26 protein-coding genes are annotated in these 22,349 nt (G+C 49.5%); 10 read left to right on the top strand and 16 right to left on the bottom strand.

Going from position 1 to position 22,349, the window contains the following annotated elements; genetic code table 11:
- Window positions 1-37: 37 nt before the first annotated feature.
- On the bottom strand, window positions 38-1,072 hold the full coding sequence (arsB, locus tag OXN82_RS02765) for an ACR3 family arsenite efflux transporter (protein WP_321211850.1): 1,035 nt from the start codon (window positions 1,070-1,072) through the stop codon (window positions 38-40).
- A 164-nt stretch (window positions 1,073-1,236) separates the two neighbouring features.
- Here arsB and OXN82_RS02760 point away from each other — a divergent pair, with 164 nt between their 5' ends.
- Entirely contained in the window at window positions 1,237-1,761 is a 525-nt protein-coding gene (locus tag OXN82_RS02760) for a hypothetical protein (RefSeq protein ID WP_321211849.1), read from the top strand.
- A 71-nt stretch (window positions 1,762-1,832) separates the two neighbouring features.
- Here OXN82_RS02760 and OXN82_RS02755 read toward each other — a convergent pair whose 3' ends face one another.
- The gene (locus tag OXN82_RS02755) at window positions 1,833-2,144 is read right to left on the bottom strand and encodes a hypothetical protein (RefSeq protein WP_321211848.1); all 312 of its coding nucleotides are present in this window, start codon (window positions 2,142-2,144) and stop codon (window positions 1,833-1,835) included.
- Between the two features lie 160 nt (window positions 2,145-2,304).
- Here OXN82_RS02755 and OXN82_RS02750 point away from each other — a divergent pair, with 160 nt between their 5' ends.
- Both OXN82_RS02750 and OXN82_RS02745 read left to right on the top strand, forming a co-directional pair.
- Window positions 2,305-2,721: a winged helix-turn-helix domain-containing protein gene (locus OXN82_RS02750; RefSeq protein ID WP_048175223.1), complete on the top strand. Its 417-nt coding sequence runs from the start codon at window positions 2,305-2,307 to the stop codon at window positions 2,719-2,721.
- Entirely contained in the window at window positions 2,714-3,010 is a 297-nt protein-coding gene (locus OXN82_RS02745; protein WP_048175222.1) for a DUF3467 domain-containing protein, read from the top strand. The genes OXN82_RS02750 and OXN82_RS02745 overlap by 8 nt, the downstream gene beginning before the upstream one ends.
- A gap of 54 nt (window positions 3,011-3,064) precedes the next feature.
- Here the strand turns inward: OXN82_RS02745 and OXN82_RS02740 are convergent, their stop codons facing one another.
- Both OXN82_RS02740 and OXN82_RS02735 read right to left on the bottom strand, forming a co-directional pair.
- Window positions 3,065-4,417 carry an MATE family efflux transporter gene (locus tag OXN82_RS02740; RefSeq protein ID WP_321211847.1) on the bottom strand — a complete coding sequence of 451 codons (1,353 nt, stop codon included), beginning with the start codon at window positions 4,415-4,417 and terminating at the stop codon, window positions 3,065-3,067.
- The gene (locus OXN82_RS02735; protein WP_321211846.1) at window positions 4,401-4,856 is read right to left on the bottom strand and encodes a MarR family transcriptional regulator; all 456 of its coding nucleotides are present in this window, start codon (window positions 4,854-4,856) and stop codon (window positions 4,401-4,403) included. Before OXN82_RS02735 ends, OXN82_RS02740 begins: the two co-directional genes overlap by 17 nt.
- Window positions 4,857-5,014: 158 nt before the next feature.
- Here OXN82_RS02735 and OXN82_RS02730 point away from each other — a divergent pair, with 158 nt between their 5' ends.
- A complete protein-coding gene (locus tag OXN82_RS02730) occupies window positions 5,015-5,296 on the top strand; it encodes a type II toxin-antitoxin system HicB family antitoxin (RefSeq protein ID WP_321211845.1) in 282 nt (93 codons plus the stop codon).
- 49 nt (window positions 5,297-5,345) lie between these two features.
- Window positions 5,346-5,504 (top strand): type II toxin-antitoxin system HicA family toxin, encoded by a 159-nt coding sequence (locus OXN82_RS02725; RefSeq protein WP_300478112.1) that lies wholly within the window; start codon window positions 5,346-5,348, stop codon window positions 5,502-5,504.
- Between the two features lie 4 nt (window positions 5,505-5,508).
- On the opposite strand, the gene OXN82_RS02720 is transcribed toward OXN82_RS02725, so the two are convergent.
- The 3 genes from OXN82_RS02720 to OXN82_RS02710 are packed head-to-tail and all read right to left on the bottom strand — an operon-like array spanning window position 5,509 to window position 9,652.
- On the bottom strand, window positions 5,509-7,641 hold the full coding sequence (locus OXN82_RS02720) for a DEAD/DEAH box helicase (protein ID WP_321211844.1): 2,133 nt from the start codon (window positions 7,639-7,641) through the stop codon (window positions 5,509-5,511).
- Between the two features lie 15 nt (window positions 7,642-7,656).
- A complete protein-coding gene (locus tag OXN82_RS02715) occupies window positions 7,657-8,898 on the bottom strand; it encodes a BREX system ATP-binding domain-containing protein (protein WP_321211843.1) in 1,242 nt (413 codons plus the stop codon).
- A 10-nt stretch (window positions 8,899-8,908) separates the two neighbouring features.
- Entirely contained in the window at window positions 8,909-9,652 is a 744-nt protein-coding gene (locus OXN82_RS02710; protein ID WP_321211842.1) for an EVE domain-containing protein, read from the bottom strand.
- 170 nt (window positions 9,653-9,822) lie between these two features.
- Between OXN82_RS02710 and OXN82_RS02705 the strand changes: the two genes are divergently transcribed.
- Window positions 9,823-11,901, top strand: coding sequence for a hypothetical protein (locus OXN82_RS02705; RefSeq protein WP_321211841.1), 2,079 nt, complete (start codon window positions 9,823-9,825; stop codon window positions 11,899-11,901).
- On the opposite strand, the gene OXN82_RS02700 is transcribed toward OXN82_RS02705, so the two are convergent.
- Window positions 11,902-12,354 (bottom strand): YkvA family protein, encoded by a 453-nt coding sequence (locus OXN82_RS02700; RefSeq protein WP_321211840.1) that lies wholly within the window; start codon window positions 12,352-12,354, stop codon window positions 11,902-11,904. It abuts the gene before it with no gap.
- Window positions 12,355-12,455: 101 nt separating this feature from the next.
- Window positions 12,456-12,713 carry a hypothetical protein gene (locus OXN82_RS02695; RefSeq protein ID WP_321211839.1) on the bottom strand — a complete coding sequence of 86 codons (258 nt, stop codon included), beginning with the start codon at window positions 12,711-12,713 and terminating at the stop codon, window positions 12,456-12,458.
- Here OXN82_RS02695 and OXN82_RS02690 point away from each other — a divergent pair, their 5' ends adjacent.
- Together OXN82_RS02690 and hepT are read left to right on the top strand one after the other, a co-directional pair.
- Window positions 12,714-13,103 carry a nucleotidyltransferase domain-containing protein gene (locus OXN82_RS02690; protein ID WP_321211838.1) on the top strand — a complete coding sequence of 130 codons (390 nt, stop codon included), beginning with the start codon at window positions 12,714-12,716 and terminating at the stop codon, window positions 13,101-13,103.
- A gap of 5 nt (window positions 13,104-13,108) precedes the next feature.
- Window positions 13,109-13,432 carry a type VII toxin-antitoxin system HepT family RNase toxin gene (gene hepT / locus OXN82_RS02685; RefSeq protein WP_321211837.1) on the top strand — a complete coding sequence of 108 codons (324 nt, stop codon included), beginning with the start codon at window positions 13,109-13,111 and terminating at the stop codon, window positions 13,430-13,432.
- A gap of 143 nt (window positions 13,433-13,575) precedes the next feature.
- Here hepT and OXN82_RS02680 read toward each other — a convergent pair whose 3' ends face one another.
- The 5 genes from OXN82_RS02680 to mntA all read right to left on the bottom strand — a co-directional run bounded on the left by OXN82_RS02680 (window position 13,576) and on the right by mntA (window position 19,288).
- Window positions 13,576-16,200, bottom strand: a complete 2,625-nt coding sequence (locus OXN82_RS02680; RefSeq protein WP_321211836.1) for a pseudomurein-binding repeat-containing protein — start codon at window positions 16,198-16,200, stop codon at window positions 13,576-13,578.
- 145 nt (window positions 16,201-16,345) lie between these two features.
- Entirely contained in the window at window positions 16,346-18,265 is a 1,920-nt protein-coding gene (locus OXN82_RS02675) for a hypothetical protein (protein ID WP_321211835.1), read from the bottom strand.
- A gap of 275 nt (window positions 18,266-18,540) precedes the next feature.
- Window positions 18,541-18,702 (bottom strand): DUF86 domain-containing protein, encoded by a 162-nt coding sequence (locus OXN82_RS02670; protein WP_321211834.1) that lies wholly within the window; start codon window positions 18,700-18,702, stop codon window positions 18,541-18,543.
- Window positions 18,699-18,863: a hypothetical protein gene (locus tag OXN82_RS02665; protein WP_321211833.1), complete on the bottom strand. Its 165-nt coding sequence runs from the start codon at window positions 18,861-18,863 to the stop codon at window positions 18,699-18,701. Before OXN82_RS02665 ends, OXN82_RS02670 begins: the two co-directional genes overlap by 4 nt.
- A complete protein-coding gene (mntA, locus tag OXN82_RS02660) occupies window positions 18,860-19,288 on the bottom strand; it encodes a type VII toxin-antitoxin system MntA family adenylyltransferase antitoxin (protein WP_321211832.1) in 429 nt (142 codons plus the stop codon). The genes OXN82_RS02665 and mntA overlap by 4 nt, the downstream gene beginning before the upstream one ends.
- 219 nt (window positions 19,289-19,507) lie before the next feature.
- Here mntA and OXN82_RS02655 point away from each other — a divergent pair, with 219 nt between their 5' ends.
- Together OXN82_RS02655 and OXN82_RS02650 are read left to right on the top strand one after the other, a co-directional pair.
- On the top strand, window positions 19,508-19,993 hold the full coding sequence (locus OXN82_RS02655) for a hypothetical protein (RefSeq protein WP_321211831.1): 486 nt from the start codon (window positions 19,508-19,510) through the stop codon (window positions 19,991-19,993).
- 13 nt (window positions 19,994-20,006) lie between these two features.
- Window positions 20,007-20,534, top strand: a complete 528-nt coding sequence (locus tag OXN82_RS02650) for a hypothetical protein (protein WP_013295554.1) — start codon at window positions 20,007-20,009, stop codon at window positions 20,532-20,534.
- A 518-nt stretch (window positions 20,535-21,052) separates the two neighbouring features.
- On the opposite strand, the gene nikR is transcribed toward OXN82_RS02650, so the two are convergent.
- Both nikR and OXN82_RS02640 read right to left on the bottom strand, forming a co-directional pair.
- A complete protein-coding gene (gene nikR, locus OXN82_RS02645) occupies window positions 21,053-21,472 on the bottom strand; it encodes a nickel-responsive transcriptional regulator NikR (protein WP_321212140.1) in 420 nt (139 codons plus the stop codon).
- Window positions 21,473-21,694: 222 nt separating this feature from the next.
- Window positions 21,695-22,285, bottom strand: coding sequence for an NAD(P)H-dependent oxidoreductase (locus OXN82_RS02640; RefSeq protein ID WP_321211830.1), 591 nt, complete (start codon window positions 22,283-22,285; stop codon window positions 21,695-21,697).
- Window positions 22,286-22,349 lie beyond the last annotated feature (64 nt).

Raw genomic sequence — 22,349 nt, 5'->3', positions numbered from 1 at the left:
AAGAAATGGGCTACTTTACATCAAAAAAATTAATTTTTCAGGCCGGGAACCTGTCCCGTGTTGCGTTGGCTATCCTCACAAGTGCAAGCATCACCGGGACCTCCACAAGGACCCCCACCACCGTGGCGAGGGCCGCCCCTGACTGGAGGCCGAAGAGTGATATTGCCACCGCAACTGCAAGTTCAAAGAAGTTGCTTGCACCTATGAGGGCTGCCGGTGCAGCCACCGCATGCCTCAGCCTCCAGATGCGGGCCCAGAGGTAGGCAACCGTGAAGATCAGGAAGGTCTGCAGTATGAGGGGCACCGCGATCAGGGCAATGTGGAGGGGGTTCTCAATTATGACCCTCCCCTGGAATGAGAATATTATGATTAGGGTGAGGAGGAGTCCCATGACCGTTATGTTCTCGAATTTACCCAGGAACTCCTGGAAGTACTCTGGCCCCCTTGAGGTGATGAGCCTCCTCCTTGTGAGGTAGCCTGCAAGTAGAGGTACCACCACAAAGAGCACCACCGAGAGTATGAGGGTATCGTAGGGTACCTGGATGTTACCGATTCCTAGGAGGAATGCCACTATGGGGGCGTAGGCGAAGAGGAGTATTATGTCGTTCACCGCCACCTGCACCAGTGTGTAGGCCGGGTCACCCCGTGTGAGGCTGCTCCAGACGAATACCATTGCCGTGCATGGTGCTGCCCCAAGGAGTACCGCGCCTGCAAGGTATTCCCTCCCGAGTTCAGGTGGTATCAGATTTGAGAAAACTCCGAGGAGGAAGAATGATGCCACGATGTACATGGTGAATGGTTTTATGAGCCAGTTGGTCCCGCAGGTAACGGCAAGCCCCCTGATTTCCCTGGTGGCCCTTATTATACTTGAGAAGTCTATCCTGAGCATCATGGGGTATATCATGAGCCATATCAGCACCGCCACAGGGAGGGATACCTGGGCGTACTGTAACCTGTTGAGGAGGGTCGGGAAGGCTGGTATGAACTGTCCGATCCCAACCCCTGTGATTATGCAGAGTATCACCCAGACTGTGAGGTACCTTTCGAATATTCCCATCTCTTCACTTTCCATGACATCACCGGTTACACATCAGTAAATTCAGATATGTTGATTTATTATTAGTAGTTTTCCCTGAACCGGAAAGGTTTTTATGAAGCAAAAAACATGAATGTAATTATTAAGTGTTTATGGTGGTAAATTTGAGACTCAATGTGAATAGAAATGGTGAACCACTGTTGAAGTGGCTGAACAGTAAGCTGAATGTTTTAAGCTCGGTATTTGGTATACTTGTGGGTGCAGTTGCCGGGACACTCACCGCGGTAATCCTTGGCGGTGCCCTCATGGGTGGATCTGTGGAGCCAATATTCTTCGTATTCATTGTGGCCTTCGTCTTCCTCCTTGTGGAATCCTTCGTTGCGGGTCTGGGTGCTGAAACCTACAGTGAATCCCTGGTGAACTCAGGGTTCCTGGTACTCATCTATCTCGCCGTCGGTGTGCTTGGTCTAATGGCAACAACCACCGGTGGCATGATGGCCCTCATGGCCATATCACAGATATTCCCTGACACCGGCGGGGACATGACAGGTGCAGCAGCGCCCATGGGACTGGCATCTGAGCCCACATACGCACCAGCAGACTACCTTCAGCTCATATCAGGGATACTCATGGTCATTTCACTGGTGCTTGCAGCATTCGTGGGGGGCCTCCTGGCGGTCTACATAAGGAAGAAGATGGGGAGAGGTTCACCCATCAGTGAATAGGGTCCTCCCCTAAACATTCATTTTTTTGAGGGCTAAAAGTCCATACTGAAATCCATAAAATAACAATTTAATTAGAATAGCAGCAGAATACGCATATCCGGAAAGTTTCGCCTCTGAAATTCTTCTTTGAGTTTCCTTGCAACCAGAAATCCGAGCTTTGTAGTTGCAAAATTGTCTGGTTTTCTGTAATACCTTATAAGACCCTTTCTCCTCAGTGAATCAATTGCCCTATCGGCCTCAGGAAGTGTATCATCCCTCAGCTTCTTCCTGATTGTCTGTCTTGTGAAGTTCTTGTTGGCGGATCCACCTATACGGCCCACAACGGTCATGACCTCCCTTTCAGCAGGATCCATTGAATCTATAATCAGCTCAACCTCATCCATGAGGACTGTTATCATAATTCAATATGTATATATATTATCGTATGTGTTCTGAATATTGGTTTCAGTAAATGAAATAAATTTAGATAAATTTATACATAAATTCCGTGATATATGTGTAGTGAATGATAAATTGAAAATAAATTACTGAAGGTGATTTTCAGTGACCTGTGTGCTCAGGGAAATATTCGGGGATACAAACAGAGTATCCATACTTGAGGAGCTCCTGGAAAACTGGGGCCACTACCTGAAGGTCCCGGAGATCGCAAGGATGATTGACGCGACCGAAAAGACCGTCTACAACCATGTGAATGAACTCATGGAGATTGGATTACTTGAAAAGAGGGAGGGAAAGGCTGCAGCCTACAGACTGAAGATGGATGATAGGAGGGCCGTGTGCCTTGCAATCCTTGAAAGTGAGGAGTATATCAGGAAAATCGATGAGATTACCGGGAAAATGAATGAAGAACCCATGGAGACAACTGCCGGAAGAACGTCCCCTGCACATTACAGCCTTAATGAGTCAGGAAAACACACACTGACCATCTCATCAAGCGGCCAGGGTGGGAAATGTGGTTGAAGTCCCCATTGTGATATCCTCAGAACTCAATACCATCTACATAACAGGTGCCCTTGGGGGGTTTTCATCAAATGAATTCCGCGTCCTCCTCTTCTCTGAGGAGTTATTCCCCAGGGACGAGGAAACAGAAATCTCGAAGATCAGTGCCTGCCGGGTCGTGGAGAATGAGGTGAGGATGTCACCGGAAACAGCGAAGGAACTTGCAGTGTGGCTCATGGAGCAGGTTGAGGAATACGAGAGGACCTTCGGGAAAATCAGGGCCCACCACTCCAAGGGGCCGCAGCCCTAGAAGAGGCTGGATGCCAGACTCCATGAGCACCATGATGGGTTCATAAAGGGGGAATCAGTCCCCGTACCTCCTGAGCCTCCCTATAAAGAGCCTTGCCCAGAGGTAGGCTATGAGGCTTCCCCCGATGTCACCTGCAACCACACCCCACCAGACTCCAACCTCACCGAATCCCAGGATCACACCAAGGAGGTAGGCGAATACCGCAACCAGGAGGACCTGCCTTATAACCGAGAGTGTGAGGGATGTGAGTCCCCTCCCTGCCCCCTGGAAGATGGAACCTGACATTATACCCGGTGGTAGGAAGAGGTAGAAGAGGCAGATGACCCTCAGGAACCAGGTTATCCTTGGTGCCAGGTCCGCAGATGCCTGGGAGTAGGAGAATACCCATGAGATCCAGGGGGCAAGTACGAATGTGAGAAGTGCAGTGGCAGCGGCTATTACAAGTCCCAGCCTTATGGAGTAACCATGGACCACCTCAAGGTTTCTGAAGTTCCTTGAACCATAGGCAACCCCCGAGACGCTCACAAGGGCAGTTGCAACCGATATCACCGGGACGATGGCCATCATGACTATCCTCCACCCGGCCGAGTACACTGCAACTGCACTGGTACCCCCCACTTTCGTAAGTATCCCGTTGAGTACCGCTGTTACCAGGGACATGACAAAGAACTCTGCACTTGCAGGTACAGTCACAGAGAGTATTGAGAGTGCAACCCCACGGTCGGGTCTGAAGTGCTTCATCCCGATGGAGGTGTAGGTCCCTCCCCCCATGAACCAGTAGATTACAATGAGTGAGACCACAAGCTGGGATATCACCGTTGCCCAGGCCGCCCCAGCTATACCCCACCCTGCAGTGTATATGAGGAGGGGGTCAAGGACCATGTTGAGGACCGCTGAGATTCCCATGGCATACATTGGCCTCTTTGCATCACCCTCGGATCTGAGTATCCCGTAGGCGGCCCCTGTGAAGAGTGTGAATATGGTACCCGCGAATACCACGCTACCGTACTGGAAGGCTGGTTTGAGGGCATCCCCTGCCCCCAGGGAGAGGAGTATATCTCCGAGGAGGAGTTCAAGGATCACCGTGATGATAACTGAAACAGCAGCTGTTATTATAACCGTGTGGGTTGCGCTGTTGTTGACGCCCTCGGGGTCACCTGCACCAAGGTACCTTGAGACCGATGATGCCGCCCCGGCCCCGAGGCCATTGGATAGCCCCACGAGTACCATGTAGAGGGGTGTCACGAACCCTATGGCTGCCAGTGCCTCGCCACCGAGACCAGCCACCCAGATGGCGTCCACCAGGTTGTAGATGGATGTGAGCAGCATCGCGATTATCATCGGCCCTGAGAGTTTCAGGAGGGCCCTCCTCGGGTCCCCCCTCATTATCTTAACGCCCTCTGTCATCTTCCACGCCCCTTATCTTCATTGCATCCTCTGCGAGTCTCCTGCACATTTCCATTAGAGTATCCCTCTCCTCATCTGTGAGGTTCTCAAAGAGGAGGTCCGTCCACCTGTCCTCAACCTCCATTATGAGGGGTATGAGTTCCTCCCCCTGAGCTGTGAGGCTAAGCATGTACCTCCTCCTGTTCTGGGGGTCCTGTTTTCTCATGATGAGTCCCCGCTCCTCCAGGCGCCTTGTGATCCTGGCTATGGTTCCCTTGTCCACCTGGAAGAACCAGGAGAGTTCATCCTGGGTAACCCCTGGTTGCCTGTGGATCCTGAAGAGGCAGGCCACCTGTGCGTCTGTGAGTTTCAGGCTGGATAACTCCCTTGCCACAAATACGCGGTGGCTTCTGAGTATGATTGATAGGAGCCCCCTGAATGGTATGTCACTGTCGATCATCACTTCATCCTCAATGTTCTGATGCTGAAGTTATCTGGATGGCACCATATAAATGTTGTCATGGCAACTGTTGCAGCTGCAACATAAATATATATTAAGCCATCAATTCATATCAAATAATGCAGAAATAGTTATCTGTGAACTGCAGGTGAGATGGGATGGCCTCAGTTAAACTTGAGCTTCCAGTAAAGATTGAAAAAGAGGGAAACCTGTTCGTGGCGATATGTGAGCCCTTCAACATAGCCAGTCAGGGCAGCAGCAAAGAAATTGCTCTTGAGAACATCCAGGAGGCGCTTGAACTCTTCCTTAGCGACGAGGATGTTCTTGAAATGTATCAGGACCTTATAAGCAGTTACACTGTACCTGAAAAAGAGGAACATGTGAGCGTTAAGATAGATGGCTGGCAAAAAAGGAAAACTGTCAGGAGTGAAGCTCTGTAAGATCCTCCAGAAAGAGGGATTTACGTATTCTGGAGGAAAGGGTAGTCATGTGAAACTCAAAAAGATAGATGAAAATGGGAAGAAACTCATTGTGATCATACCTCTTCATGATGAAATCGCCCCCGGAACCCTGAAATCAATTCTTAAACAGGCTGAGCTCACATATCCAGAATTCATGAAGCTCATGAATTCCAGAAAAAGAACATGAATGTCTATTTCTTAGAACCATGAAAAACCTGAATCCTGAAGCCCTCCACCTCAACAGGTCTGCTGGCCTCAAGCAGCCCCATGAGCTCATCCGGCCTGTAGAGGAGGCTGTACTTTATATGGGCCGCCACATCCTCAGGGAGGTGCTCTATGAACTTGTTCTTAACCATCCTGTCAAGCCTGTCATGGAGCCTGAGGGGGAAGTCATCCTCAGAGATGATGGATGGGATCTCATTCAGAGTAGATACCACGTCATCGTAGTCGACCTTTGCCCTGAAGCGCGCCGCGAAGGCATCATCCCTGACACGGTATGCATCATGCTCCATCCTGAATATATCGGAGATGAGGCCGTTAACCCTCTCCCCTCCGAAGGTGTGGATCTCCACATCCGACCCGACACTCACAGGGATAACATCCCTGGTTAAACCTGCGGCAGAGGCCCTTGCCATCTCAGATAGGACCCTCTCCCTTGATGCGTCATCTAGCCACCTGAGGATGTCCCGGTTGAAGTTTCCAAGGAGGATGTCATAGGCGTGCCTTGCAACCTCAAAGCTCACAGGGGCGCCGCCACCACTCCAGTCAGGTATATTCGCCTTCCTTGAGCATGGCTTAACCTTAACGATGAATTTTTCATGGTCTATCTCCCTCACAATCCAGTTTTCACCGCCAAGCACGAAGCCCCTACCCTCCTCAAGGTATTTTACAGCGAAGAATGCGTCAAGGGTTCCTATGGTCTTTGTGCCGTGCTTAACAGTGAACTCATAGGTTGGGTAGAATACAGAGTAGAACTCCAGGAAGTTCATCTTACCGAAGACCTTCTCAAAGTTGAAGCCATGGTAGAGGTAGGTCCCGTGCTTCCTTATAAAGTCACTCTCACCCATGAATTCAAGGAGGTGCCTGAAGTCCCCTTGATTTATATCAGAGAATACATGGGCCCTCCCCAGGCCCCTGTATATCTCGGCGGGCCCCGGTTTTTCAATCTCAAACACCGAGCTCAGGATCTGGTGGAAGTATATGTCAAGGGGCCTTCCAGGTATCCTGAGCATCTCAAGTTTACCTGAAAGTGCCAGTGAGACAACCGAGAGGGCGAGGAGCACCTCACCCTCATGGAATATGATGGTCCTCTGGTTGCCGCTCCTCCTGCCGCTCCGCCCGGTCCTCTGGAGGAACTGGTTCACGGTTGTTGGGCTCCGCAGGTGTACCACCACGTCGATGTCACCCACATCTATACCCAGTTCCAGTGTACTGGTGCTAACCATGAAGGCCGCTGAGATGGATTTGAATTTCTCCTCTGCCTCCTCCCGTGACTCCCTGTTCAGGGAGGAGTGGTGTATGAAGACGTCCACATCCAGGCACCTTCTTATGATGTTGTAGTACCTCTCGGCCTCCCTCCTTGATGGGACGAAGATGAGGACCTTCCTGCCGGTTAACCTCCTTAAAACATCAATGACCCCCGCTTCTCCACCAGAGAATATTCTGTACTGGAGTCTCCTATCAGAGCTCTCCTTTACAACAACACCCGAGGGGCTCATCCACTCAAGGACGTCTTCGGGGTTTCCAACCGTCGCAGAGAGCCCTATCCTCTGGGGCCTCGCAGCGGTGTACCTTTCAAGCCTTGCAAGGAGGGAGTTCAGCTGGACACCCCTGTCTGACTCTATGAAGTAGTGGATCTCATCCACTATGATGTAGCGGAGGTTTCTGAAGATCCTCTCCCTCTCATCCCGGCTCCTGTTCACCATGATGACCTCAAGGGACTCGGGTGTTATGAGGAGGATGTCCGCGGGGTTCCTGATGAACCTCCGCTTGGTGTCCGGCGGGACATCCCCGTGCCACTTCATGACCTCAAGGTTGAAGTGGTTGCCCCAGTACTCCAGTCTGCTGTGCATGTCATTTATGAGTGCCTTGAGGGGTGAGACATAGAGCAGGCTGACCGGTGGGAGACCCTCTGTGAGTATGGAGTTGAAGACGGGTATCATGGCGGCCTCGGTCTTACCAGAGGCTGTGGGTGCAACTATGAGGGTGTCCTCCCCCCTCCCTATGGCTTCAATGGCGGATTTCTGCACGTCCCTCAGGCTCCTCCATCCCAGTCTGTTGGCGAGGAAGTGCCTGAGGCGGGGGTTGAGTGACTCGGAGGACATCAGATTACACCCTCACTAAACCCAGTCCTCGTCCTCGAACTCCTCAAACTCCATCTCCTTCTCCTCAAAGAGGTCAAGGATCTCCTCCTCGCTGTGGAGTTCAGGGTTCTGCTGGACAACATCAAGGACACTTATGAATGATTTAACAAAGTTTCTCGGTGAAATGTAACCTGTGAGTTCCGCGTTGGCCTCATGCCTTGCTATTATACCCTCAAGGGACTCCCTGACAGGTTTTGCCTTCCACTCGTAGACCTCCTCGTGCATCGTTATGAGGCGATCTGACAGCTCCATGAGGTTGTCCTTCTTGAAGCCGTCAAGCCTTATTATGGGTTTCCTGAGGTCCTTGAATTCCGTGTTGAGGACGTCCTCTATCCTCTCATTCAGTGCGGTGTAGGATGGTACACCCATCTTGGGGTCCTCAAAGAACTCTGGGGTCCCTGCGAATATGAAGAGGGTGTTGTGGAATCTGCCGAGGCTGCACTCATCGTATATGAACCTCATGTAGTCGTAGGCTGTGTCCCTCAGCTTCTTTGTGTGTAGGGTCATTATGTGCTCTGCCTCATCTATGAGTATTATGAGCCCTGAGTACTTCAGTGCCCTGAGGAATGAGGAGAGGGCCTCAAGGTACTTGAAGGCGTTTTCCCTGTCAATGTCACCCTTGACACCGAACTGCCTCTTTATGGTGTAGGGTATGTTCTTCTCACCGCTGAGCCAGGCCATGGCATACTTTGCTGTCTCCTGGTCACCCCGTGCAGAGAGCTTGTAATAGTTCTCTATTGCAGCAGCGAAGGTTGTGGCGTGTTTACGGACCTCCTTGAGGTCATTGTTTATGTTGTCTATCACTATCCTCTCCTGCTGGTAGGGGTCCGTGGTTTCCCTTAGGGCCATCATGCGGAGCTGTGTGGTCCACTTTTCAATTATATGCTCAAGGGATGTGCCTGTCTTGCAGCGGAGCGCGGCAACGATGCTCCTGTAGACTACCTCGAACTTGTTGAAGGGGACGTTCCTGCTGAGTGTCACCTTTGCGACGGCGAAGTTGTCTGCAAGGGCCCTTTCCTCAAGTAGTTTCAGGAAGAAGGACTTCCCCGACCCGAATTCACCGTTGAGGAACCTTGTTACCGCAGCCCCCTCCTTAACCTTACCGAATATCTTGTCGAACTCCTCCAGTTCCCTCTCACGCCCCACGCATATCTCGCCCACCCCCTCCGGGGGGACGTTGCCGTTTTTAAGGGCATTTATGATACTCTCTGCATTCATATTAAGCCTCCTATTCCAGGGATATCAATCCAAAGTCTCTTCCAGCCCCTCTGCTGTTGTAGAGTGTTACTATCCTCTCTGGATCCCGTGACGGGTAGTGTTTTATACCGGTCCTCCAGGCGTTGATTGAGTAGAATTCCTCGAGTTCATCATATGACTTGTTAATTCCATAGGACTGGATGAATTCATCAAGGAGTTTTATGAAGGATTTTATCTCCATCTGCTTCCGGCCATCGGCCTTTCTGAGCATGCTGTGGAGGCCCATGATGGAGTTCAGAATGAATTCATCCATGCTGAAGGATACCTCCTCAAGGTAGGCCGGGAATTTCTCTATGAACTTTGCCCTGGACCTTATGGTCCTGAAATCGACCTCATCTATCTTTCTGTACTCAGATTTCGTTGCTGATGACCATTTTTTAGAATCCAGGGAAACGAGTTTATCCTTGAATTTAACTAAGGGTATGGGGGGGTTGAAGAATTTTATACCCTTGAGTTTCAGCTTCCTGGGGGATTCATAGTAATCATAGAGGGTTTTCGGGTCGCTGTACACCTCATCAACCATGGTGTATGCAACAAATGAGAGTGTCCTCCGACCATTGAGGGGGATCGGCTTGAAGAAGAATATCCTGTCACCTGATCGGATTTCATTTATAAGTTTACCCCTCTTCCTCACGGAGCCAATCACGAGGTTCTCAGATATATCTTCAAGGACATCATCATCTATTCTGTGAAGCCAGTATCGGGACTTACCCATGGGGACCAGCCTTTTCTGTTTTATTATGTAAAAACCCCCTTTACGGCATTAAAGTCATTTGAATGTTTCTAAAAATTGATAGATAAATTTTTTTATAACCCTGTAAATGTTAATGATTTAAGTAGCTGTAAAAACATTATAATTATACTGTATTGAGGGGAGTATGCCATATGAATAACTGCGTCCTCTGCTGTAGAGAATCAGATAAACTTTTATGCCTCTCCTGCGGCAGTGAATCATCTTCTTCATCCTGTGAAAACTGCGGCGCTGAGAACCTGGGCGTCTGCAGGGAATGCTACGATAAATATCGAATCTTAAAGGCCATTGAAACACTTCAGGGAAGGGGACCCTTCAACTTCGATGACTTTAAGGATGATGAGGAACTCGGCTCCCTGCTATTCTGGATTCTCCTAAGGGAGGGATTCATAAAGAAGCATGTCACCGGTGGAGGGGAGATGTTCATAAAGAATCATGGCCTCAACAGCTTCAGAACCCTTTACGTGTTATCTGAAAAATGCGATGACTTCATGGAACTCAACCTGGGCTTCAAATCTGCAGCCGAATCACTTCTCAGGGCCACACTGACACCTGAAGAATCCATGGACGAATCTCATGATTCAACCGGGGATGAACCTCACCCTGAAAACCTGAATGATGACCTATGGACCCAGGAAGCCGGATCTGATGGTAACCCCAAAGCCCTAAAAACGGGGATACTGGAGAATGAACCCGTGCCCAACACCAAAGCAGAGGAAACGGATAAAATAGATGAAGAAGCTCCAGCGGTAGAATCCCATCAGCGAAAAGATTTATTACCTAAAGTACCCGTCAGTGGCCTTGAACTCTGTTCTGGCTGCCAGAAAGAGCTTGAAACCGAAACTGAGAGGTCCCAGGGGATCTGCAGGGAATGCTCAAGGAGACTATATGCCCTTGAATCCCTTGAAAGAATCCTCAGAACATTTAAAGCCGGTGATGAGATTAACGTTGACGTTTACACAGCCGGGATGGATGACGTGGAGAGAACAGAATTCACAGCCATGATCTGGATACTCGAAGAGTTCAACCTCCTTGAGCAGGACGGGGAATCAGGTACCTGCAGGTTAAAACCCGAAGAGGAGGTCCAGAAGTTCATCATAGAGAACGTGGAGCTTAAAGGGCTCAGATCAGTACAGGATGAGTCAGCACAGACCGAAAGCACCGCCGCCCCTGAAGAGGGTGAACTGGAGTGCTCAATGTGCGGGGAGGTGAAGCCCGCCACAGAATTCAATTCATCCAATGAAACCTCCCCCATGTGCAGGGAATGCTCAAGAAGGCGCTGCGCTGCAGATGCCCTCGCTGAGATAAGAAAGCTTGTTGAACCAGGCGTTGAATTCGCTGTTGACGACATCATAGAAAATGAGGATGAGAGGTTTATGATCACCGGCCATATCTGGCTGCTGCAGGACTTTGACCTCATCGAGAGCAACCCTGCCTTCGAAACCTACACCCTTAAACCGGACGAGGAACTCAAGGCCTTCCACAAGGCCTATGGTGAAGGGGAACTTGTTACAGAATCAGATATGATCAGAACCTGCCCAATATGCGGCAGAAAACTCAAAAAATCCAGCTTCTACAGTACAGTTGATGGGAAAAGAGATGAGTGCAGGGAATGCTATGACCGGATACTGGCATGGGACATATTCAGGGACATCATGGAGGTCGTTGGTGAAGGGCCCTTCAGAAGGGAGGACCTGGCCGAATACTTTGATGAACCCGGAACCCTAGATGCCGGGATCTGGACCCTCGAGGAGCATGACCTCCTTGAGGAGAGCCCCGAAGGATTCATTCTTAAACACAATCCCGAAATTGAGGAGCTCTACCTAAGGTACCATGGATCAGATGCTGAAGAAACCCTGGACACACTGACTGTGAAGTCAGAAGAAACCCCGGTTACAGCAACAGAACAAGAAATAACATCAGAACATATCCCCTCAGAGGACACTACCCACAGAAAGGAGATAATCTACATAAACCCCACCGGTGAAAGCCTCAACCTCATGATGAACGGACTTGTGAGTGGTAACGGTCTCATGGATACCATGAATGAACTGGGGGACCTACTACCATCAATGAAGAAGTGCATGATCCTGAGGAATAATGAGTGTTTTGAACTACTCATTGAACTGACTGTAGAGAAGGAATCAGTTGATGACATCCTTGGGGTCCTTGAGGCCATGAACTGGGAGAACAGAGTCCGGGAAAACAGCTGATCAGATCAAACCCACATATTCCAGCACATCGCTTGTCTTCTCCCTGAGAACCTCCTTTGACCTCTCATAGCAGAGTTCAACAACCTCCTCAAGGTCTTCCTCTCCCTCCCAGTACTCTGAGAGGAACTCGTAGCCATAGACATCCGCCAGGATCCTTATGACGTAGGCTGTTATGAAGATATCGTCAATGTACCCGTAGGCACCATGGACCGTCTCGGGGATGACATCCATGGGTACAACATAGTAGGCTATTGCCGCGCTTATTTTGAGTTTGAGCTGGCTCTTGAGGTGCTCATAGCCCAGAAAGTCCGTGAGGAGCTTGAAGAGTTTCGGGCCATGGTCTATGAAGGATGCGTATTCCCCATTGGAGGACTCAAGGTTCTCAACCAGCACATCATAGAAATCCTTAAAATCTGCCTCTGTCATGGAAACCACTGTAATTCTCTTGGCCATGATGATACTTATCCTTTACCCCTCATCCCACGCCAGATGGACTCCACGTCCTGCTCCACCAGACAGCTTGTTCACAGCAGTCACATTCCTATTCCCCAATTCTATAGCTCCACGTCCTGGTCTCCACCAGACAGCTTGCCTGTGAATTCACCTATCTTCACCATAGCAGGGACCGGTACCATGAGTCCAGCCACGACAGCCTCACCGATATTCCGGGATTGTAGATTTGAGTTCCCAATTTGCCTCACTGGCCCTCTGAACATGGATCTGATCATTTCAATCAGCAGCATTATTATCATTATCTGGCTGTGAAAGTACATGACCAGCAATTTAAGATATATGAGGATCATAGTAACCATATGGACGAATCTATCAGAACCCGCATTGATGAGATCCTCGGTGTGATCAGGAGTTTCAAGGACGCTGAGAGGGTCAGGTTCATAATACTCTATGGTTCAGCCCTCAGGGGGGAGGGGTGGTCTGATATAGACCTTGCAGTGTACTATGATGGAACCCCTGATGAGGCAGCGGATTTCAGGCTGAGGGTCCTCTGTGAGGTGGATGAAATATTCGATGTCCAGATATTCCAGCAGCTCCCACTCTATGTGAGGGTCCAGGTACTCAGGGGTGAGGTCATATACTGTGACAGTGAAAGGTTCCTCCATGACATTGCATGGGAGACAGTGAAGGAATTCGATGACTTCAAACACCGCTTCTATGATTACATCGGCATGGCCCCCATGAGGTGAATATCATGATAAGAAAGGCCATCATACTCACGAAGATAAGTGAGATTGAGGAAAGCGTAAATCTTATAGATGATAACCTTCCTGAAACCTTTGAGGAGTTCCAGGGTCTTGGCCTTGTAAGGGATGGGATGTACAGGAGGCTTGAGTTTGCTGTTGAAAATGTCTTTGACATATGTTCCATCCTCAACTCCGACCTGAAACTCGGTGTCCCCGGATCAGATGGTGATGTGCTTGAGAACCTCCCTGGAGCCGGAATAATAGACGAGGAAACCTTCAGGAAAGTAAAGGCAATGAGGGGATTCAGAAACATCGTGGTCCAGGTATGGTAAGATAGATGACCGTATAACATTCAGATCCTCAGGGAACACCTCAGGGATTTTCATGAATTCACCGAAAAGATCAGAAAAACCCTTGAGACCCTTGAGAATAAATGAAGAGCTTATCATTGAAGACAAAAAATAAATAAAGGGTTTTAAATTGTTATATCACCCGGTAACCTACCATTTGTACCGTAGAACGCCAGTACCCTGCTGTATACGTACACAAGGCCAACAAAGCTCACCTGTCCGTAGGATGTTGAGGCATACCTGGGTGCCCTTCCCTGGCTGTTTATGAAGTTCCTGATACTTACTGCCACTGACACGTAGGCCGACCTTGAGAGTTTACCTGACCTCCATGTGCCTGTGCTACCAAGGTAACCAACAGCACGTGGTTTCAGTGGATTCTGGTTTCCTGAGCTGAGCTGTACCGTGGCGCGTGTAAGTAAATCCAGGAACTGGGCCATGCTGTAAGCCTTACCGGCCACTGTTACAGATGCCGGTAGTTTACGGTAGCGTGCATAGTGGTTCCTCACACTCAGAGCGGCAGCTGCAATCTGTTTAATAGTCAAACCCTGGGATTTAACCGTAACCGTCCTTGCAGAAAGGCCCCCCACTGTCACCAGGTACATACCATCCCTCATGATGGTGTAGTTGAACTTCACATCCCCTGATTCGCCGGGGGCAAGTGAAATCACCATTGATGCGACAGGCACCGAATTCACAAGGAGCTCTGCACGGTAATCGCCCGGGGCCTCACCGGTATTCCTGACCCTGGCGGAGACACTGATCCTGAGGGGAGCTGCCCCTGAGAGTGGAACTACGGTGAGGTTTGAGAGTTCAAATGCAGCCTTCCTGAGGATCCTGAGGTCTGCCCTGGATGAACTGTTATTGAGGAGTTCATCACCCTGGAACTCTGCAGTCACATTGTAGAGACCCGGCGGGAATATGCCTGGAAGGTTGAGGGTTGCCCATCCATCTGAACCGGTGGTTGAACCCCCCATTTGAACCCCATTTATTCTGAAAATGATGATCTTACCTTGGATTGGGTTCTGTGCCATTAAACGCGCCCTTAAATTGAATGCGTCGCCCTCAACAGTTTCAGTGTCCTCCACTGTGATGGCTGATGGAACCTTGAGGACATCCACATCCACTGAGGCGCTTTCATCGTCAAGGGCCCCGTTCACTGTCACTGTACCCGGTGCTGCCAGACCTGTGAGTGTTGAGGATGCAGTTCCATGGGACATCACAGCATCATCGATGCTCCCTGCGGTGGCCGAGAAGTCCACATTACCTGTGTAGGGGACGAAGAATGTGTCATGGTATCCCCCGGCACTGTCATGCCTCAGGTCGGCTGTTATGACCGAGGTGGCCCCGGCAGCAACAGCCGCTGGATTTGTGGTTAATGTGAGGACCATCCATGGTGCTGCAGCAACGTCACCTGCTGTGAGTTCAGTGAAGTCCGGTGTGTTGGACCCCCACCAGTTGAACCTGGCATCCACCTGCGGGCCGTCCTCACAGAACACATCGGCGCCAGGGTTATTCAGGATGCGGCAGAAGTTGACCAGCGCAATGGTAAAGTAGCTGAGTACCGCTGATCCCTGACTCCAGGTCTCTGCAAGGTTACCTGTGAATGTGGACTCTGTAATATTTGCAAGCACCGCAAGGAAAGAACTTACACCGCCACCAGCGTATGCTGCCCTGTTATCTATGAATGTGCTTCTGCTAACGGTGAGGTTGCCGTAGTTGTTCCTGATTCCGCCGCCGTGTGCTGATGCCACGTTCTCCTCAAAGGTGCACCCTGATACTGTGGTGTTAACATTTTCTGCATGGATACCGGCACCGTAATATGCAAGGTTTGACTTGAAGATTGAGTCTGAAACCTGTAAATTCAGTGATGAATCATCAGGGTTTCTGAATCCTGAGATTCCCCCACCATAGCTTGCATTGTTGTACATGAACATGGAGTTGGTCACAGTAACCGTGATTTCCGTGGCGTCTGCTGCCCACACATATAACCCGCCGCCATGGCTGTCTGCGGTGTTCATTGCAATGGTGGAGTCGCATATAACTGTATCTCCCCCGGTGTAAATCGCGCCACCAGTCCCTGCATGGCCAAGTGCAAATGATGAGTCCCTGATGTTAAGGGATGAGTATGGGGCGCTGTATATGGACCCCCCGCACCCTGAGGCCTCATTACCGTTGAAGGTTGATTCTGTAACCTCAAGGACCCCCTTACTGTATACTGCACCACCATCCTCTGCGCTGTTCTCCATGAGGTGGCTTTCAGTCAGTTTCACTGTACCGTCACTGTAGATGGCGCCGCCCCCGGCTGCGGTGTTGCAGGTGAGGATACAGTTCTCCACCTGGAGCTCGCCGTGGTTCATCACCGCCCCGCCCTCAAATGCACTGCCATTCCTCAATGTGAGGTTCCTGAGGACCAGGACAGCACCGGAGGACACATTGAAGGCCCTGCCCATTGCTTCACAATCAATCACCGTACCGGTGGTTGACTGGCCGGTGATGGTGAGGTTCCTGTCTATCAGCATATCCCTGTTACCAACACCCCTGTATTCACCATCCGCAAGCCAGATCCTATCACCTGAAGCCGCAGAGAGGGTCGCGTTTCCAATGGTTGCCTTGGCAGCCACCCATGAGAGCCCATCATTATCATCGGACCCCCCAGTGGCGTTGACATAGATATCGGCTGCGCTTACACATCCAGGGATAAGCATTATCCCCACAAGAAACAGAAAGAGCCATGTGGTTATCTTTATCATGTAAACCCCCTTGGGTATATATAATGATTATAGGATAAAAAATTTTCACTGAACTCCCATGAAACAGTGTTCATGTTTAACTTATTACCAGAAGGTTAGAACTCTACGGAGATTCAAAAAAAAGTAAAAAATAAGGGGTTGGGTTTTAGATTATCAGGTAGTTTGGAAGCCTCCCCCTGTTACCGTAGAACCTGAGGACCTCACTGTATCTGTACACGAGGCCCGCAAAGCTCACCCTGCCGTAAACCGTTGAGGCATACCTGGGTGCCCTTCCCTGGCTGTTTATGAAGTTCCTGATACTTACTGCCACTGACACGTAGGCTGGCCTTGAGAGTTTACCTGACCTCCAGATGCCAGTGCTACCGGCGTAACCAACAGCACGTGGTCTTAACGGGTTCTGGTTTCCTGAGTTGAGCTGCACAGTTGCACGTGCAAGTAAATCCAGGAACTGGGCCATGGAGTACCTCTTTGATGCAATTGTGACAGAGGCTGGCAGTTTACGGTAGCGCAGGTAGTGGTTCCTGACGTTCACGGCTGCTGCGACAAGCTGGTTGATGGTTATACCCGTTGCTGGTGGAGCTGGTCTAACGGTTACCTGGGTGTTAACCACCTGGTTGTCCAGAACCGCGGACACCACTGCAACCCCCGGTGCATTGAGGTTCCTGAGGGTTGAGGATGCAACCCCACCGCTCATCAGAGCATCGGTGATTGTACCATAGGTTGTTTCGAAGCCCACAACACCCGTGTATGGTACACTGGTTGCATGGAGTGTGCCGGTACTGTCATGGAGAAGGTCCGCCCTTATGAGGGAGGTGCCCCCCACCGTAACGGTTGATGGATTTGCAACCAGTGAAAGGATGATCCATGGCGTTGCAGCAACGTCACCTGCTGTGAGTTCAGTGAAGTCCGGTGTGTTGGACCCCCACCAGTTGAATCTGGCATCCACCTGCGGGCCGTCCTCACAGAACACATCGGCGCCAGGGTTGTTCAGGATGCGGCAGAAGTTGACCAGCGCAATGGTGAAATAGCTGAGTACCGCTGATCCCTGACTCCAGGTCTCTGCAACGTTACCTGTGAACGTGGACTCTGTGATATTTGCCAGGGCGGCCCGGACATTGCTTATACCTCCACCGGCGAAGCCTGCACTGTTATCTGTGAATGTGCTTCTTCTAACTGTGAGGTTGCCGTAGTTGTTTCTGATTGCGCCGCCGTGTGCTGATGCCATGTTCTCCTCAAAGGTGCATCCCTCAACGGTTGCATTGGCATTGTCTGCAAGGAATCCGCCGCCATACCATGCTGTGTTGCCTGAGAATGTGCAGTTTATGATCTCTGCATTTCCTGACTCACTGTATATGGCACCACCTGCACCTGCACCATTTTTTGTAAATACACTGTCCCTTACTTTGAGATCACTTAAAGTGCTGTATATGGCCCCTCCACTATTGGTGACTGTGTTGTTGATGAAGGTGCATGATTCCACCACCATTGAAGTATACTGTAAACTGCAAAGAGCACCCCCTACAAAGTTTCCTGTGTTGGAATTGTTTTCGAAGTGGCTGTTTGAAATCCTCGCAGTAGCATGGTCAGAGGATGTGCCGTTGTTTGTTATCACAGCACCATAGGATCCTATATTCTCAAGGAACCTGCATCCCTCGACAGTTAGGTTACCCTGGTTCAGGATGGCTCCACCATGGTTTTCGTTTCCCCTCTTCACTGTGAGGTTTCTGAGGGTGAAACTGACACCCTGCTGGACGCTGAAGGCCCTGCCCAGGCCCTCGCAGTCAATCACTGTGCCAGTGGTTGACTGTCCGGTGATGGTGAGGTTCCTGTCTATCACTACGTCCCTGTTACCAACACCCCTGTATTCACCATCCGCAAGCCAGATCCAGTCGCCTGAGGCCGCGGAGAGGGTCGCGTTTCCAATGGTTGCCTTGGCAGCCGCCCATGAGAGCCCATCATTATCATCAGACCCCCCAGTCGCATTAACATAGATGTCAGCTGCAGAGGCGGTTCCTGATAAAATGAGGAACGCTGCAATGGCAGCTATTAAATACAGATGTTTCATCATTTACCTATCTCCTGCTATCTGCACATTGAATGTGCATATATATACTATGGTTTAATCTGGTTAAAGGTTTTTTCAAAAAAGCAAGCTGAAAATTTTAAATGATGGAAATACATAACATAATATGGTTAAATAATTTTGAAGAGCAGTTAACTGATCCTCCAGATAACAAATAATGGATGCTTAATCAGTCGGTCCCCTCCAGATACCTGGCAACCATTACAGCAAACTTCTCTATATCCTCCAGGTCCCGTTGAAGGTAGAGATAAACCCTCTCAACATCTATTCGCATACATATGAACCAGTATGTTCCTGAAACCAGCTGCTGGTGCAAATTTATCTGCAAAATCCCCTGGAAGAACCCCTATTTCTCCAAGTATCTCTATGACTTCCCTGTATGTCTCAGGTTTTCTCGCCCTCTCCCATGATATGATCATCTCTCGAGACGGTACTCTATGGAAACCTCAAGGTACCTTTCAACTGCCCCCCTGAGGGTGACGTCCTTTTTAAGGTCCTCAAGTGAATGTGATCTGTAATTCCTGAGTATCCCCAGGTACTCCCGGAGTTTCTCGAGTTTTGATAGTACCTCATCCTTCACTTCAAACCCTCACGTGCCATCATCCTGAGCGCCAGTCTGATGTGCCTGTCGTTATGGTACCTTCTATCAAGGTACTCTGACATGATACGTCCCTCGAACCTCACCCTCTCCTCCTCACTGTCCTTCAGGACTATTCCATCCCTGATTATGCTGTAACTCAGGGAAAGTGGCGCCCGGTTCATTATGACAAGGTCCACCCTGTCTGTTCGGAGTGAGGATACAAGTTCATCTATGAGTTCCAGCTGAAAATTGAGGTCATCGTATCCCTTCAGGGGTTCCTTCAGGAGAACACCGATGTCAAAGTCCCCGAGGGGTCCCTTATCCCCCCTTGCAGTGGAGCCAAAGAGGTATGCAATGCTGACCTCATCCCTTTTTTCCAGAAGTTCCACAAGTTTTTCAATTTTCTGGTCGTCAATGCCCATCATGGTTCCACTGATAATTCTGAATCACATCATATATAAGGTGCCGGCCAGGGATTAACTTCGTAATAGAGAACTATTACGCAGGTCAGGTTTCCACGGACCATCACCGTCCTCCAATCACAGATTTTTATTTGTCATGTTAAGTTTTAATGATGAAATAAAAATATAAAAATTTAAGTTATATGATTCGATACTATTACTGTTCAGTTATAAGGTGGTTAAATGTCGATGGATTCCAATGGTAGTGATAGGAAAACTGGAAAGTTTGCTGGCTGGTGGAACCGCAGGGGACCACTAACAAGGGCAGCCATCATTGTCCTTGGGGTAATCATCTGGTCAGCCGCCGCCTATTCCTATGGTTACGATAAGGGTCTTGATGGAGCAATAGAATACGAAAAACACTCATTCCAGGTGAGCATTGTAAACTACACAATCCAGAAGGGCCAGGATGGATTATATGAGATCCAGGGGGTAATCCAGAACAACTATGATAAACCCATATTGCTCAACCCGAGCCTGGAAGTGAAGGGCTTTGATTCCAGTGGAGAAATGGTTCTGTATGTCCCCGCATTCATAACCGTTTCAGGGGAGATAAGGCCAGGTGAGAAGGTGAAGTTCAGGGGGGAGGGACCCATACTGGATGGTCACGACCCCGATGATATCATCATTGGGATTAAAACAGAATGTTCCGGTTACGGATGGGCATAGAAAGGTGATCTGAATGGCTGAGGATTTCCGTGAAGAAGAAAATAATGGAAACTTTTTCATGCGCTGGTGGAGAAGGAGGGGGACCTTCACAAAGGCAAGCATAGTGGTATCCTTCATCATAATATGGGGGCTCCTGATGTTCATCATCGGTTACAGCGATGGGTCATCCTATTTCTACAACCTCCACATGGGGGATGTTCAGGCAGAGGTGCTCAACTATACAGTGCTGGTTGATCCCAGCGGAGGCTACGTGGTGGAGGGGGTGGTCCAGAACAGGTACAGGGCCACACTCCTACTGGACTATGTATGGGTCAAGGGCTATAACTCATATGGGGAGGTCATTGCCCTTGGAATGGCTCCGGTCTTCACCAATTCATCCACAGTGAAGACTCTGAGACCTGGAGAAACCGCCTACTTTAAAACAACAGATTGGGCATTTGAGGATGGATACTACCCTGAGGATATAGTCTCCTTTGGTTTAACAGCCAGGGGTAACCTATTAACACCCTCAGGGACTTTATGTGGGGTGGAGATAGAGTGATGGTCTGATGTGCTCCTTTCCATCATGTGAGGAGCAGGGTGAGAAAGAGGGATATCGCCAGGCACATGAGGAACAAAATTCCAACTGTACAGCAGCATGCAGAGATATCCCTTACCTCCTCAGGAACAGGCATTCATACACACCCCCATCCTCTAATTTTTTAGGGAACTGGAGATTCCATGAAACTGCTGATTTCATTGTACTGAGGTGTCAAATTTCTGAAAGATTGAAATGCTCTTTTTACACTCCAGTAGCTCTCCCTTTTTCATGTCATTTATTATTTATTTGATTATAATATTTTTCATGAACATATATAAAATCTGTTGAATGGGTGAAGTTATTGTAAACTCAGGGTCCGGAGGATTAAATATAGAGCACTTGATAAGAGGGGAGATACGGATCTAATCCCTGAAACACTGCTCTGAACCTACATAACATCCCTGCATTTCCCTGAAAGGATAAGTGACTCAGGTCAGAATCAAATTCAGAACCCTGCAGTTATCCAACTCTTAAACCATTCACCTCTCATATTCCACCTCCTCTTCAGCTGAGACACTGGTGAGTCGCACGTGTTCAACTCCCCGTAGACCCATCGTCCTCTCTGTGAGTTCACGTATCTCTGCAACATCACCCCTCACCACGAGGACCTCAAGGCGATGTTTTTCTGTGAGGTGAACCCTCATGACAGCGTCTATATACTCCCTGTAGTGGTGCTGTATGTCGGCTATTTCCTCCATTGCCCCTGTGTGGTGGTTGTAGATCACCGAGACTATCCCTGTCCTCTCACCCTCCATCTCATTCATCCACCTGTACCTGACAATGTAGTCCTTTATGGCGTCCCTTATACCCTTGGACCTTGACTGGTAACCACGGTTCCTCAGTACCTCATCAAATTCCTCAAGAAGTTTACTTGGAAGAGACATGCTTATCCTGGTCATTGTGTTCATGGTATCACCCCTGATCTGTGACACCCTAAAATCTGTGTATGAAGTATAAATAGTTAAATATTATTTAAATTCAGAATAGCATAATATGTGTATTACTATAATTACATCCGATCTTATAACTCCATCCATGGAGGTGTCTGGAGGGCCTAATTCCTGGTTTGAAAGATAGGATAATCACGGTCAGATTAGTCCATTAAAAATGAAATACTCTCCTCAGAGGTTTCTCCCTGCCCTGCGGGCCCTCATGAGGTTTATCTCCCTGCAGGAGTCATCCCCAGGCACCATACCCCCAAGGATCTCCATAGTGACATTCTTAACACCAACCCCCAGCAGCCTGTCACCTAACATGACACTGCGCATGCTCTCTGCAATGCCTGTACCCTCAAGGTCTTCCTCTGTGTGACCTGCAGAGCAGAGCACCACAGCCTTTTCAATATCAATCCTCGTACCCCGCTCTCCATCCTCATAGAAGTAGGCGTACCCGTAGGTCCAGACCCTGTCAAACCATCCCTTGAGTTTCGCAGGGCAGTCACTCCACCAGAGGGGATAGATGAACGCAAGGGCATCGGCCCTCCCGATCCTCTCATGCTCCTCCATAACATCCTCTGGTAATGGTGACCCCGCCTCCTGGCTGATCTCCCTGAGGTACTCCTCCTGACTCAGCTCCGACCTGAAGTTCATCCTGTAGAGGTCCCCCACCTCATATGTGTGTCCGGATTCACTGAGGCCCTCTGTAAATGCCTCCAGAACCTCCCCTGAAAAGGACGTCCTGGATGGATGTGCAAAGAGAATATAGACGTGCATATGAATCCCCTGCCATGTTATGTTGCAGGACACATTTATAATCCTCAGGACGTGCAGAAATCAA

Source organism: Methanothermobacter sp. DP (assembly GCF_026692625.1).
Classification (GTDB): domain Archaea; phylum Methanobacteriota; class Methanobacteria; order Methanobacteriales; family Methanothermobacteraceae; genus Methanothermobacter; species Methanothermobacter marburgensis.
Note: the sequence above shows the minus strand (reverse complement) of the source record. Positions and strands in the feature narration are given on the sequence as shown.